The following is a 13521-nucleotide window of genomic DNA, read 5'->3' on the forward strand; positions in this document are numbered from 1 at the left end:
GAACACACCAACGATGGCAAAGATCTTCTGCGTTGCGAACCAGAAGGGGGGCGTCGGCAAGACGACGACATCGGTCAATCTCGCCGCAAGCCTTGCAGCGCAGGAGCAACGAGTCCTGCTGATCGATCTCGACCCGCAGGGTAACGCGACGATGGGCAGCGGGATCGACAAGGCTGCTTGCGAAGCGACCGTGTACGAGGTGCTGGTCGACGGCGTGTCGGTGACCGACGCGCGCATCCGCCCGGAAGGCGTCACCTACGACGTGCTGCCTGCGAACCGCGAGCTGTCCGGTGCGGAGATCGAACTGATCAGCATCGACAACCGCGAGCGCCGGCTGAAGGCCGCGCTCGAGAGCGTGGCCGACGATTACGATTTCGTGCTGATCGATTGCCCGCCGACGCTGTCGCTGCTGACGCTGAATGGGCTGTGCGCGGCGCATGGCGTCGTGATCCCGATGCAGTGCGAGTACTTCGCACTGGAGGGGTTGTCGGACCTCGTCAACACGATCAAGCAGGTTCACGCGAACATGAATCGCGACCTGAAGATCATCGGCTTGCTGCGCGTGATGTTCGATCCGCGCATCACGCTGCAGCAGCAAGTTTCCGATCAACTGAAAGCGCACTTCGGCGACAAGGTGTTCGACGCGGTGATCCCGCGTAACGTGCGCCTGGCGGAAGCGCCGAGTTACGGGCTGCCGGGCGTCGTGTTCGACCGTAGCTCGCGCGGTGCGCAAGCGTATCTCCAGTTCGGTGCCGAGATGATCGACCGCGTTCGCGCGTTCGAGGTGTCGTGATCCGGACATGAGCGAAGCGAGGAAGAAAGACATGAACGCGGTACCAAAGAAGAAGGGCTTGGGACGTGGCCTCGAAGCGCTGCTCGGCGGCAGTGCCGATATCACCGAAGCGGTGAAGATCGAAGGGGCGCCGAACACGCTCGCGCTCGGCAAGCTGCAGGCCGGCAAGTACCAGCCGCGGACGCGGATGGACGAAGGCAGCCTGCAGGAGCTCGCGGCGAGCATTCGCGCACAGGGCGTGATGCAGCCGATCCTGGTGCGGCCCATTTCATCAGACAAATACGAGATCATCGCAGGCGAGCGCCGTTTCCGCGCGGCGCGCCTGGCAGGCCTCAATGAAGTGCCGGTGCTCGTGAAGGACGTGTCGGATCAGGCCGCCGCGGCGATGGCGCTGATCGAGAACATCCAGCGCGAGGATCTGAATCCGCTTGAAGAGGCGCACGGTATCCAGCGCCTGCTCGACGAGTTCGGTTTCACGCACGAACAGGCGGCCGAATCGGTCGGCCGTTCGCGCAGCGCGGTGTCTAACCTGCTGCGCCTGCTGAACCTGGCTTCGCCGGTGCAGACGATGCTGCTGGCCGGCGATCTCGACATGGGGCATGCGCGCGCGCTGCTCGCCGTCGATGCGGCCACGCAGATCACGCTCGCCCATCAGGTCGTCAACAAGCGCATGTCGGTGCGCGAGACCGAGAAGCTCGTCACGCACACGACGAAGGAAGTGCCGGCCGTGAAGGCGCGCGCGAAGGACGACGGCGGCCGCGATACGCGTCGTCTCGAGGAGGAGTTGTCTGACCTGCTCGCGTCGACGGTGAAGATCAAGCTCGGCCGCCGTGGGCGCGGGCAGGTGACGATCGACTTCGGCAACCTCGACGCGCTCGAGGGCATTCTCGTGCGACTGCGCGGCAACGTCGCAACCGAAGAGTAACGGGCAGCTAATGGAGGAGACGGGCACACCGGCGCCGCGCCGGTGGTTGGGGTGGCTTGCGAAGGAGCCCGTGCTATCGGTGCTCGCGCTTGGCCTGATTGTGCTGCAATGGGTGCGTCCGCAACCATTTTCCGTATTGGCCGATCGCGTCGACTGGCAGACGGTCGCGACGCTCGCGGGCCTGTTGATGCTGACCAAGGCGCTCGAGTTGTCCGGCTGCCTGATGTGGCTCGCACATCGCATCGTGCATCACGTGCACTCCGAACGCGGGCTCGCGATGCTGCTCGTCGGGTTTGCCGCGGTGCTGTCGATGTGGCTCACCAACGACGTCGCGCTGTTCGTCGTCGTGCCGTTGATGGTGTCGCTGCGTGCGCTGACACCACTGCCGTTCCGGCGGCTCGTGATCGTCGTCGCACTGGCCGTCAACGCGGGGTCGGTCGCGACACCGCTCGGCAATCCCCAGAATCTTTTCCTGTGGCAATTGAGCGGCGTGTCGTTCGGCCGCTTCGTGGTCACGCTCGGGCCGCTCGCGATCGCGCTGATGGCGCTGCTGCTCGTGCTGACCGCGTGCGCGTTTCGCGCGAAACCGCTCGACCTGTCCGGCGACGTCGTCGCCATTCCCGTGCAGCGCATGCACGCGTTGATCGCGGCGGTGCTGTTCGCGGCATTCGTGCTGCTTGCCGATGCGCACCATCCGCTGCCGGGCCTGGTTGCCGTCGCGATCATGCTGCTCGTCGTCAAACGTGACGCAGTCCTGAAGATCGACTGGTTACTGCTGCTGATCTTCGTGCTGATGTTCGTCGTGCTGCGCAGCGCGGCTGCGCTGCCCGTCATCCATGACGCGATTGCGCATGCGCAACTTGATTCGTCGCTGCGCGTCTATGCCGCCGGCGCGATCCTGTCGCAGGGTATCAGCAACGTGCCGGCCGCGATCCTGCTGTCGGAGTTCACGGGTGACTGGCGCGCGCTCGCGTTTGGCGTATCGGTCGGCGGTTTCGGTTTCGCAATCGGCTCGCTTGCGAACCTGATCGCGGTGCGTCTCGCGAAGGAGCCGCGCATGTGGCTGCCGTTCCACCTGGTCTCGATTCCGTTCGCGCTCGCAAGCGCGGCACTCGGTGCGTGGCTGCTCGTTCACGGTTGAGCGATGCGGGTGCGTGTGGCACAGGCGTGCCATTCGAGTGGCGGGGAGGGCGCACAGCATTCGCGTTCGTTGCGGGCTGTTGATAAGTGTGGCAATCCACAGTCGCTCGACTGTGGTGGCATGACAACTGATTGGATGATTCGCTGCGTCAGCGTCGGTCTGGAATTCGTGCATCCGGTGCGGCCGGGTGGCCGCAGTGTTTTGCCTGCCTGGGGCTTCGCGCGGCGCGCGGGCCCTGAGCCGCGTCACGGCGAGGATCCTGGGTGGCGATCGTGCCGCTCCGCCAGCGCCCGCACCGGGCATCGATTCCCCGCCATTTCATCCTCGCCGGATTTTTTCGAGCAAGAAATACCGGTGCAAAAAAGCGACCTTACAACTGTCATCGTACGTCGTCGAATCGCGAGTTTTTTCACATGATGAGGCGTCGTTTTACGCAGGTTTTTGTCGCGTCTAAAGCCTTGAATCACTTGCAACTATCGCTTACAATCGCCCGGATTTGTTAGCTAGGCACCCCTGAAAGTTTTCAGAAAGCTTGGGGCCGGGTTCAAGGATTTTGCGGAAGATTGCGATGGCGGGTCAGGCGCCGGACGACAGGCACGATGATCAGCGCACGCAACGCACCGCTTCAGCGGCCGGCGAGCGGCGCGAATTCGATGATGACTGGGATGCCGAGCAGCAAGATAACAACATCGTTCCGCTCACACGGGCAGAAGCCGAAAAGCTGTTCGGCCCGAACGTGAGCAAGCCCTCGCGCGTAACCCCCTATAAGGTGGTATTCGCGCAAGTGGTTCTGTCCCTGGTTGCAACGCTGGCGTGGTGGCTGTTTTCGAAGTCGCCGGGCGCCGCTGCGCAATCCGCGTTTCTGGGCGGAGCGATTGGCTGGGTGCCCAGTGCGTTGTTCGTGGCACGACTGAAGGCAGGTGGCTCGGCCACCGTGATGAGCTGGGTGATGGGCGAAGCCCTGAAGCTCGGCCTGACGATCGGGATGTTCGCAGCAGTGGCGTTCGGCTGGGCCGGCGTGCACTGGGTGCCGTTCCTCGTCACGTACCTCGTCGTGCTGAAGACGTACTGGATCGCGCTGGCCTGGCGGTAAGGAACAAGCAGCGTGCGGTTTCGACAACGAACCGCACCGGCCCGTTCCCGCAATAGCGTGTTGCGGAACTGGCAAAACGATTTTCGACAATTTGGGTGGCATTAACGATATGGCAGCTAGCGAAGGCACGCGCGGTCCGGATCCGTCCGAGTACATTGCGCACCACTTGCAGAATTTCTCCACCTCGCATCAGACGTCGATTTTCGACATTCACGTCTGGAATCTCGACACGCTGTTCTGGTCGATCGTTTGCGGCATCGTGACGATCCTCGTGCTGCGTCTGGCCGCCCGCAAGGCAACGTCGGGCGTGCCGGGCCGTTTCCAGTGCGCGATCGAGATGCTCGTCGAGATGGTCGAAGACCAATCGAAGGCCATCGTTCACGGCAATCGTACCTTCATCGCTCCGCTCGCGCTCACCGTGTTCGTGTGGGTCGCGCTGATGAACTCCCTCGACTTCCTCCCGGTCGACCTGCCGGGCCGCGTGATCGGCCTGCTCGGTCTGTCGGACGTGATTTCCCACCATCGCATCGTCCCGACGGCCGACCTGAACGGCACGCTCGGCATCGCGCTCGGCGTGTTCGTCCTGATGATCTACTACAGCATCAAGATCAAGGGCGCGGGCGGCTTTGTGCATGAGCTGCTGTCGGCACCGTTTGGCGCCCACCCGCTGCTGTGGATCCCGAACCTCGCGCTCAACATCGTCGAATATCTCGCGAAGACCGTCTCTCTCGGTATGCGGTTGTTCGGCAACATGTACGCGGGTGAGCTGTTGTTCCTGTTGATCGCCCTGCTCGGCAGCATGTGGAGCTTCGGTGGCGACGCAACGTTCCTCGGCTTCGTTGGCCACGTGATCGCGGGCAGCGTCTGGGCAATCTTCCACATCCTGATTGTTCTGTTGCAGGCATTCATTTTCATGATGCTGACGCTGGTGTATCTCGGCCAGGCGCACGACAAGCACTAAGCGCGGCGTGCAAGAAAGAGTTTCCGTTTTAGTTTTTTAAATCTCAGTTCCAAGTCTTTTCACAAAGGAGTGATCATGCAAGCTTACATCGCCAACATCCAGGGTCTGACCGCCATCGGTATCGGCATCATCATCGGCCTGGGTGCAATCGGCGCCTGTATCGGTATCGCGCTGATGGGTGGTAAGTACATCGAAGCCTGCGCACGTCAGCCGGAACTCATCAACCCGCTGCAAACGAAGATGTTCCTGCTGGCTGGTCTGATCGACGCGGCATTCCTGATCGGCGTGGGTGTTGCAATGCTGTTCGCGTTCGCGAACCCGCTCCTGTCGAAGCTCGCAGGCTAAGGTTTCTCGGAAACATGCGCCCGGCGCAAGCCGGCGCAGGGCGGAACGGAGACTTGGGGCGCTGATCGAATGCAACTCGATGAGCGCCTTACCGTTTCATTTTTCCGGAATAGCAGATAAGGAAACACCGTGAATCTCAACGCAACTCTGTTTGCGCAAATGGTCGTGTTCCTGGTCCTCGCGTGGTTCACGATGAAATTCGTGTGGCCGCCGTTGATCAACGCCCTCGACGAACGTTCGAAGAAGATCGCCGACGGCCTCGCCGCCGCCGAGAAGGGCAAGGCAGAACTCGACGCAGCGCACAAGCGCGTGGACCAGGAACTCGCGCAGGCCCGCAATGACGGCCAGCAGCGCATCGCCGACGCTGAAAAGCGTGCCCAGGCGGTCGCCGAGGAAATCAAGTCCAACGCCCAGGCTGAAGCCGCCCGCATCATCGCCCAGGCGAAGGCGGAAGCAGAACAGCAAATCGTGAAGGCGCGCGAAGCGCTGCGTGGCGAAGTCGCTACGCTGGCCGTGAAGGGCGCCGAGCAGATCCTGAAGCGCGAAGTCGATCAAACGGCCCACGCCCAACTGCTGAATCAACTGAAAGCCGAGCTCTGATCATGGCCGAACTTGCAACCATCGCCCGCCCTTACGCAGAAGCGCTGTTCCGCGTGGCCGAGGGCGGTGACATCGCCGCCTGGTCCACGCTCGTGCAAGAGCTGGCCCAGGTTGCGCGTCTGCCGGAAGTCCTGTCGGTCGCGTCGAGCCCGAAGGTGACGCGCACGCAAGTAGCCGAGTTGCTGCTTGCTGCGGTGAAGTCGCCGCTCGGAGCCGGCGCCGAAGCAAAGAACTTCGTGCAGATGCTGGTCGACAATCATCGCATCGCGCTGCTGCCGGAAATCGCCGAGCAGTTCGAGGCGCTCAAGAACGAACGTGAAGGTGCAGCCGACGCCGAGATCGTGAGCGCGTTCCCGCTGAACGGCGCGGATCTCGAGAGTCTCCTCTCGGGCCTCGAACGCAAGTTCAAGCGCAAGCTGAAACCGACGGTCGCAGTCGATTCGTCGCTGATCGGCGGCGTGCGCGTGACGGTCGGCGACGAAGTGCTCGACACCTCGGTTCGCGCGCGCCTCGCATCGATGCAGGCTGCGTTGACCGCCTGAGCGCCACGCCGGCACGCAACAGAATTGACTATCAGGAGCGAATAATGCAACTCAATCCCTCTGAGATCAGCGAGCTGATCAAGAGCCGGATCCAGGGCCTTGAAGCGAGCGCAGACGTTCGCAACCAGGGCACCGTGATCTCCGTGACCGACGGTATCGTGCGTATCCACGGCCTGTCGGACGTGATGCAGGGCGAAATGCTCGAGTTTCCGGGCAACACGTTCGGTCTCGCGCTGAACCTCGAGCGCGACTCGGTCGGCGCGGTGATTCTCGGCGAATACGAACACATCTCGGAAGGCGACATCGTCAAGACGACGGGCCGCATTCTGGAAGTCCCGGTTGGTCCGGAACTCGTCGGCCGTGTGGTCGATGCGCTCGGCAACCCGATCGACGGCAAGGGCCCGGTCAACGCGAAGCTGACCGACGCGATCGAAAAGATCGCCCCGGGCGTGATCTGGCGTAAGTCGGTGTCGCAGCCGGTGCAGACGGGCATCAAGTCGATCGACGCAATGGTGCCGATCGGCCGTGGCCAGCGTGAGCTGATCATCGGCGACCGTCAGTGCGGCAAGACCGCAGTGGCGCTCGACGCGATCATCAACCAGAAGGGCAAGGACCTGATCTGTATCTACGTCGCGATCGGCCAGAAGGCTTCGTCGATCATGAACGTGGTTCGCAAGCTCGAAGAAACGGGCGCGATGGAATACACGATCGTCGTCGCCGCTTCGGCTTCGGATTCGGCAGCGATGCAGTACCTCGCACCGTACGCCGGCTGCACGATGGGCGAATACTTCCGCGACCGCGGCCAAGACGCGCTGATCATCTATGACGACTTGACCAAGCAAGCCTGGGCATACCGTCAGATCTCGCTGCTGCTGCGTCGCCCGCCGGGCCGTGAAGCTTACCCGGGTGACGTGTTCTATCTCCACTCGCGTCTGCTCGAGCGTGCTGCTCGCGTGTCGGAAGAGTACGTCGAGAAGTTCACGAACGGCGAAGTGAAGGGCAAGAGCGGCTCGCTGACGGCACTGCCGGTCATCGAAACGCAGGCTGGCGACGTGACCGCGTTCGTTCCGACGAACGTGATCTCGATTACCGACGGCCAGATCTTCCTGGAAACCGACCTGTTCAACGCAGGCATCCGCCCGGCAATCAACGCCGGCGTGTCGGTGTCGCGAGTCGGTGGCGCTGCTCAGACGAAGGTCGTGAAGAAGCTGTCGGGCGGTATCCGTACCGACCTCGCGCAGTACCGTGAACTGGCGGCATTCGCTCAGTTCGCATCGGACCTCGACGAAGCGACCCGCAAGCAGCTCGAGCGCGGCCGCCGCGTGACGGAACTGCTGAAGCAGCCGCAGTACCAGCCGCTGCAGGTGTGGGAACTGGCCGTGTCGCTGTACGCCGCAAACAACGGCTACCTCGACGACCTCGACGTCAAGCAAGTGCTGTCGTTCGAGAAGGGCCTGCGCGAAAACCTGAAGACCAGCCACGCTGACCTCATCAAGCGCATCGAAGACACCAAGGATCTCTCGAAGGACGACGAAGGCGCACTGCGCTCGGCGATCGAATCCTTCAAGAAGTCCGGTGCCTATTGATCCGCGAGTGACACACTGAGGCCGCGCGGGTGCTGATGCGCCCGCGCCGCTTCGGTCAAGGAGCAAGCTATGGCTGGAATGAAGGAAATTCGCGGCAAGATCAAGAGCGTGCAGAACACGCGCAAGATCACGAAGGCGATGGAGATGGTGGCCGCATCGAAGATGCGTCGCGCGCAGGAACGCATGCGCGCCGCTCGTCCGTATGCGGACAAGGTCCGTGCCATCGCCGCGCACATGAGCCGCGCGAACCCGGAGTACCGCCACCCGTTCATGGTGGCGAACGAAGGCGCGAAGACGGCCGGCATCATCCTCGTCACGACGGACAAGGGTCTGTGCGGTGGTCTGAACACCAACGTGCTGCGTGCGACGGTGCAGAAGTTCAAGGAGCTGGAAGAGAAGGGCCAGAAGGTCGAAGCCACCGCGATCGGTAGCAAGGGCCTCGGGTTCCTGAACCGCTTCGGCGCGAAGGTGTTGTCGCAGGTCGTGCACCTCGGCGATACCCCGCATCTGGACAAGCTGATCGGCGCCGTGAAGACGCAGCTCGATCTGTACTCGGAAGGCAAGCTGTCGGCGGTTTATATCGCTTACACGCGCTTCGTCAACACGATGAAGCAGGAAGCCGTGATCGAGCAGTTGCTGCCGCTGTCGTCGGAGCACTTCGAAGCCGATGACGGTACGCCGGCCACGTCGTGGGACTACATCTACGAGCCGGACGCGCAGGCAGTCGTCGACGAACTGCTCGTGCGTTACGTCGAGGCGCTGGTGTACCAGGCCGTCGCGGAAAACATGGCGTCCGAGCAATCGGCGCGCATGGTCGCGATGAAGGCCGCGTCCGACAACGCGAAGACGGTGATCAGCGAACTGCAGCTCGTGTACAACAAGAGCCGTCAGGCCGCGATTACGAAAGAACTGTCGGAGATCGTCGGCGGCGCAGCCGCTGTTTAAGCGCGCGCCCGGACGACAACTGCGCCTTTGCGCGAGTAAAGAATCAGGTATTTAAAGGAAAAGCGATGAGTACTGCTGCTTTGGTAGAAGGCAAGATCGTACAGTGCATCGGCGCCGTTATCGACGTGGAATTCCCGCGCGACAGCATGCCGAAGATCTACGACGCGCTCATTCTCGATGGCTCGGAACTGACGCTCGAAGTCCAGCAGCAGCTGGGCGACGGCGTTGTCCGTACCATCTGTCTGGGTGCATCCGACGGCCTGCGCCGCGGCCTGACCGTGAAGAACACGGCGAAGCCGATCTCGGTGCCGGTCGGCAAGCCGACCCTCGGCCGAATCATGGACGTGCTTGGCCGTCCGATCGACGAAGCTGGCCCGATCGAAAGCGCAACGACGCGTTCGATCCACCAGAAGGCTCCGGCGTTCGACGAACTGTCGCCGTCGACCGAACTGCTCGAAACGGGTATCAAGGTTATCGACCTGATCTGCCCGTTCGCAAAGGGCGGCAAGGTTGGCCTGTTCGGCGGTGCTGGCGTGGGCAAGACCGTCAACATGATGGAGCTCATCAACAACATCGCGAAGGAACACGGTGGTTACTCCGTGTTCGCGGGCGTGGGCGAGCGTACCCGTGAAGGGAACGACTTCTACCACGAAATGAAGGACTCGAACGTTCTCGACAAGGTCGCGCTGGTGTACGGCCAGATGAACGAGCCGCCGGGCAACCGTCTGCGCGTCGCGCTGACCGGCCTGACGATGGCCGAGCACTTCCGTGACGAAGGCCTCGACGTGCTGTTCTTCGTCGACAACATCTACCGTTTCACGCTGGCCGGTACCGAAGTGTCGGCACTGCTCGGCCGTATGCCGTCGGCAGTGGGCTATCAGCCGACGCTGGCTGAAGAAATGGGCAAGCTGCAAGAGCGCATCACGTCGACCAAGAAGGGCTCGATTACGTCGGTCCAGGCCGTGTACGTCCCTGCGGATGACTTGACCGACCCGTCGCCGGCTACGACTTTCGGCCACTTGGACGCAACCGTCGTTCTGTCGCGTGACATCGCTTCGCTGGGTATCTACCCGGCGGTCGACCCGCTCGACTCGACGTCGCGCCAGATCGACCCGAACGTGATCGGTGAAGAGCACTACTCGATCACCCGTCGCGTTCAGCAAACGCTGCAGCGCTACAAGGAACTGCGCGACATCATCGCGATTCTGGGTATGGACGAACTGTCGCCGGAAGACAAGCAGTCGGTCGCGCGCGCTCGTAAGATCCAGCGTTTCCTGTCGCAGCCGTTCCACGTTGCTGAAGTGTTCACGGGCTCGCCGGGCAAGTACGTGCCGCTGAAGGAAACGATCCGCGGCTTCAAGATGATCGTCGACGGCGAGTGCGACCACCTGCCGGAACAGGCGTTCTACATGGTCGGCACGATCGACGAAGCCTTCGAAAAGGCCAAGAAGATCTCGTAAGGGTTCGAGTGAGTCGCATGGTGCGTGCTGGCCGGGATTAACAGTCGGACTGATAATCCCGGCCGGTCGCGCCGACCGCAACACGCTCAATCCGCCGTGCATGGGATCGGCGCAGGCGCGCAAGTGCCCGCTCCGATCGACAGGAGTCGATATGGCAACCATCAAAGTAGACGTCGTCAGCGCGGAAGAGCAGATCTTCTCGGGCGAGGCGAAATTCGTCGCGCTGCCGGGCGAAACGGGTGAGCTGGGCATTCTGCCGGGCCACACGCCGCTGATCACGCGGATTCGTCCGGGTGCGGTGCGCATCGAAGTCGAGGGCGGCAACGACGAATTCGTGTTCGTCGCGGGCGGCATTCTCGAAGTGCAGCCGGGCGCCGTGACGGTGCTCGCCGATACCGCGATCCGCGGCAAGGACCTCGACGCGGCGAAAGCCGAGGAAGCACGCAAGCGTGCCGAGGAAACGCTGCAGAACGCGAAGTCGGATCTCGACCTCGCGAAGGCGCAATCCGAGCTCGCGACCGCGATGGCGCAGCTCGAGGCGATCCAGCGTCTGGCGAAGATTCGCAGCCGGCACTGAGCCGCGCCGCGTATCCCGCGAAAGAAAGCAGCCTTCGGGCTGCTTTTTTTTCGTCCGCCGTGTTCGTCTGATTATTTGCGGGTCGGATCATTCCGTCCGGTCGTGCTATTTCATCCGTCCGCCGTGATTTGATGTCAGAGTGTCGTCAGCCGCGCGCGTCATCATCCGCGTGGAGGCTGTCCGTCACGATTGCGTGGCGGAGGCGGGCGCCGAAGGCGCGTGCAGGCCGATCAGACAAAAATGACGGAGACATTCATGGCAGCAGACCTTGGCGTGGGTGCGCTGATCGCGCCCGAAAACGGCTTGTCGTACGTGCGTGGCACAACCGACGTGCCGCTGTCCGAAGCGACGATTGGCCGGTTCCTGCTCGACACGGCCGGCCGCTTTCCCGATCGTCCGGCCGTCGTGTTCCGCGAGCAGCAGGTGCGCTGGACCTGGCGCGAGTTCGCGAACGAGGTCGACGTGCTGGCGGCCGGGCTGGGCTCGCTCGGCATCGTGAAGGGCGATCGCGTCGGCATCTGGTCGCCGAACCGCAGCGAATGGCTGCTCACGCAGTTCGCGACCGCTCGGATCGGCGCTGTGCTCGTCAACATCAATCCGGCCTACCGGCTGTCGGAACTCGAATACGCGCTGAACAAGGTCGGCTGCAAGGCCGTGATCGCCGCCGAGCGCTTCAAGACTTCCGCGTACGTCGAGATGCTGCAGACCATCGCGCCGGAGCTCGCGACCGCGACACCGGGCGAGCTGCATGCGGCGCGCGTGCCGAGCCTGCGCACGGTTGTGTCGATGGGCGACGTCGCCCCGGCCGGCATGTTCCGCTTCACGGACGTGATGGCGCGCGGCCGCCAGGCCGTCGATCCTGCGTTGCTCGATGCGATCGGTGCGACGCTCGCGGCCAGCGAGCCGATCAACATCCAGTTCACGAGCGGTACGACCGGCAGCCCGAAGGGCGCGACGCTCACGCATCGCAACGTCGTCAACAACGGGCGCTCGATCGCGGCGGCGATGCGTTTCACCGAGCAGGACACGCTGTGCATCCCGGTGCCGCTGTATCACTGTTTCGGGATGGTGCTCGCGGTGCTCGCGTGCGTGTCGAAGGGCGCGGCGATGGTGTTCCCCGGCGAGGCGTTCGACCCGGTCGCGACGCTCGCGGCGGTGGCCGAAGAACGCTGCACCGCGCTGCATGGCGTGCCGACGATGTTCATCGCCGAGCTCGATCACCCCGAGTTCGCGAAATTCGACCTGTCGACGCTGCGCACCGGGATCATGGCCGGTTCGCCGTGCCCGATCGAGACGATGAAGCGCGTCGTGTCGCAGATGCACCTGTCGGAGATCACGATCGCGTACGGGATGACGGAGACGAGCCCCGTGTCGTTCCAGAGCTCGACCGACGATCCGCTCGAGAAGCGCACGACGACGGTCGGGCGCATCCAGCCGCATCTGGAAGTGAAGGTCGTCGATCCGAGCGGCGGCATCGTGCCGGTCGGCGCGACGGGCGAGCTGTGCACGAAGGGTTATTCGGTGATGCTCGGCTACTGGGACGATGACGCGAAGACGCGCGAGGTGCTGGTGGACGGCTGGATGCATACGGGCGACCTCGCGACGCTCGATGTGGACGGCTACTGCAACATCGTCGGCAGGCTGAAGGACATGGTGATTCGCGGCGGCGAGAACGTCTATCCGCGCGAGATCGAGGAATTCCTGTTTCGGCATCCGAAGATCCAGAGCGCGCAGGTGTTCGGCGTGCCCGATGCCAAGTACGGCGAGGAGCTGTGCGCGTGGATCGTGCTGCGCGCGGACGAGCAGATGACCGAGGACGACGTGCGAGCGTTCTGCCAAGGGCAGATCGCGCACTACAAGATCCCGCGCTACATCCGCTTCGTCGACGAGTTGCCGATGACGGTAACGGGCAAGGTACAGAAGTTCGTGATGCGCGACCGGATGATCGAGGAGCTGAAGCTCGACGTGCAGAAGACCGCGTAGCGCGGCATGAAGGCGGGAAAAACGCGGCGGCCTGCGGGCCGTTGCGCTTTCGATGGACGAAAAAAAGCGGGCTTATTAGCCCGCTAAAAACCACACGCTACGGGGTTAGCGCGAGGAGACCAAAGATGAAACCGAGTCCGGCGGGGGGCCGGAAACGACTCCAACAGGGATGCCCCTCGGAAGGGCTTCGGTACGTGACCGACTGGCTCGCAGCGCTTCGCGTCCGCTCACACTTGGCACACGAGACCGCATCCGTGTTGAAACCGTTGAGGCCATTGTGGGCGAATTAATGACCCCTCGCGGTAACAAAGTGTTTCAGGTTGTAACGCCCGCCAGATAAGGCTTTCCGGGATTTTTTGCTGTTTTTGAGGGCCTGAGAAAGGTCATTTTTACTCATATTTTCCGCAGCGTTTTCAGCGCATGCGCGCGATGCGTTTTTAATGCGTATCAGGCTCGACGAATTGCCGATTTGCACGCGAGAAAATGCGCCTTTCGGTCGATACCGCGCATGACGATTCATTCGTCAGAAAGATTTTGAAACGTGATTGGCATGCGCGGAAGTCGGCCTTT

General features: G+C 62.7%; 13 protein-coding genes. All 13 read left to right on the forward strand.

The window, feature by feature from the left end:
- The first annotated feature begins 13 nt into the window (after positions 1–13).
- The 13 genes from BCO18175_RS27590 (at position 14) to BCO18175_RS27650 (ending at position 12951) form a co-directional block, all read left to right on the forward strand.
- Positions 14–793 (forward strand): ParA family protein, encoded by a 780-nt coding sequence (locus BCO18175_RS27590; RefSeq protein ID WP_174916787.1) that lies wholly within the window; start codon positions 14–16, stop codon positions 791–793.
- A 31-nt stretch (positions 794–824) separates the two neighbouring features.
- Complete coding sequence (locus BCO18175_RS27595) at positions 825–1718, forward strand: ParB/RepB/Spo0J family partition protein (protein ID WP_174916786.1); 894 nt, start codon at positions 825–827, stop codon at positions 1716–1718.
- Positions 1719–1728: 10 nt separating this feature from the next.
- Positions 1729–2859 carry an SLC13 family permease gene (locus tag BCO18175_RS27600; protein ID WP_174985763.1) on the forward strand — a complete coding sequence of 377 codons (1131 nt, stop codon included), beginning with the start codon at positions 1729–1731 and terminating at the stop codon, positions 2857–2859.
- A gap of 568 nt (positions 2860–3427) precedes the next feature.
- Positions 3428–3952, forward strand: a complete 525-nt coding sequence (locus tag BCO18175_RS27605; RefSeq protein ID WP_174916784.1) for an ATP synthase subunit I — start codon at positions 3428–3430, stop codon at positions 3950–3952.
- 109 nt (positions 3953–4061) lie between these two features.
- Positions 4062–4913, forward strand: a complete 852-nt coding sequence (atpB, locus tag BCO18175_RS27610; protein WP_011350522.1) for a F0F1 ATP synthase subunit A — start codon at positions 4062–4064, stop codon at positions 4911–4913.
- Between the two features lie 75 nt (positions 4914–4988).
- Entirely contained in the window at positions 4989–5258 is a 270-nt protein-coding gene (atpE, locus tag BCO18175_RS27615; protein WP_006482730.1) for a F0F1 ATP synthase subunit C, read from the forward strand.
- Between the two features lie 129 nt (positions 5259–5387).
- Positions 5388–5858, forward strand: coding sequence for a F0F1 ATP synthase subunit B (locus BCO18175_RS27620; protein ID WP_011350523.1), 471 nt, complete (start codon positions 5388–5390; stop codon positions 5856–5858).
- Positions 5859–5860: 2 nt separating this feature from the next.
- On the forward strand, positions 5861–6400 hold the full coding sequence (locus BCO18175_RS27625; protein WP_174985766.1) for a F0F1 ATP synthase subunit delta: 540 nt from the start codon (positions 5861–5863) through the stop codon (positions 6398–6400).
- Between the two features lie 44 nt (positions 6401–6444).
- On the forward strand, positions 6445–7986 hold the full coding sequence (gene atpA / locus BCO18175_RS27630) for a F0F1 ATP synthase subunit alpha (RefSeq protein WP_021160444.1): 1542 nt from the start codon (positions 6445–6447) through the stop codon (positions 7984–7986).
- 69 nt (positions 7987–8055) lie between these two features.
- Positions 8056–8931, forward strand: coding sequence for a F0F1 ATP synthase subunit gamma (atpG, locus tag BCO18175_RS27635; RefSeq protein ID WP_011350526.1), 876 nt, complete (start codon positions 8056–8058; stop codon positions 8929–8931).
- Between the two features lie 65 nt (positions 8932–8996).
- Complete coding sequence (gene atpD / locus BCO18175_RS27640; RefSeq protein ID WP_174985768.1) at positions 8997–10391, forward strand: F0F1 ATP synthase subunit beta; 1395 nt, start codon at positions 8997–8999, stop codon at positions 10389–10391.
- A 151-nt stretch (positions 10392–10542) separates the two neighbouring features.
- Positions 10543–10968 (forward strand): F0F1 ATP synthase subunit epsilon, encoded by a 426-nt coding sequence (locus BCO18175_RS27645; protein ID WP_006477288.1) that lies wholly within the window; start codon positions 10543–10545, stop codon positions 10966–10968.
- A gap of 255 nt (positions 10969–11223) precedes the next feature.
- Positions 11224–12951, forward strand: a complete 1728-nt coding sequence (locus tag BCO18175_RS27650) for an AMP-binding protein (RefSeq protein WP_174985770.1) — start codon at positions 11224–11226, stop codon at positions 12949–12951.
- Positions 12952–13521 lie beyond the last annotated feature (570 nt).

This window comes from Burkholderia lata, assembly GCF_902499335.1.
Lineage (GTDB): Bacteria > Pseudomonadota > Gammaproteobacteria > Burkholderiales > Burkholderiaceae > Burkholderia > Burkholderia lata_B.

Coding starts and splice junctions, on each gene's coding strand:
- BCO18175_RS27590 (WP_174916787.1), top strand. CDS start 14: ATGGCAAAGATCTTCTGCGTTGCGAACCAGAAGGGGGGCGTCGGCAAG.
- BCO18175_RS27595 (WP_174916786.1), top strand. CDS start 825: ATGAACGCGGTACCAAAGAAGAAGGGCTTGGGACGTGGCCTCGAAGCG.
- BCO18175_RS27600 (WP_174985763.1), top strand. CDS start 1,729: ATGGAGGAGACGGGCACACCGGCGCCGCGCCGGTGGTTGGGGTGGCTT.
- BCO18175_RS27605 (WP_174916784.1), top strand. CDS start 3,428: ATGGCGGGTCAGGCGCCGGACGACAGGCACGATGATCAGCGCACGCAA.
- atpB (WP_011350522.1), top strand. CDS start 4,062: ATGGCAGCTAGCGAAGGCACGCGCGGTCCGGATCCGTCCGAGTACATT.
- atpE (WP_006482730.1), top strand. CDS start 4,989: ATGCAAGCTTACATCGCCAACATCCAGGGTCTGACCGCCATCGGTATC.
- BCO18175_RS27625 (WP_174985766.1), top strand. CDS start 5,861: ATGGCCGAACTTGCAACCATCGCCCGCCCTTACGCAGAAGCGCTGTTC.
- atpA (WP_021160444.1), top strand. CDS start 6,445: ATGCAACTCAATCCCTCTGAGATCAGCGAGCTGATCAAGAGCCGGATC.
- atpG (WP_011350526.1), top strand. CDS start 8,056: ATGGCTGGAATGAAGGAAATTCGCGGCAAGATCAAGAGCGTGCAGAAC.
- atpD (WP_174985768.1), top strand. CDS start 8,997: ATGAGTACTGCTGCTTTGGTAGAAGGCAAGATCGTACAGTGCATCGGC.
- BCO18175_RS27645 (WP_006477288.1), top strand. CDS start 10,543: ATGGCAACCATCAAAGTAGACGTCGTCAGCGCGGAAGAGCAGATCTTC.
- BCO18175_RS27650 (WP_174985770.1), top strand. CDS start 11,224: ATGGCAGCAGACCTTGGCGTGGGTGCGCTGATCGCGCCCGAAAACGGC.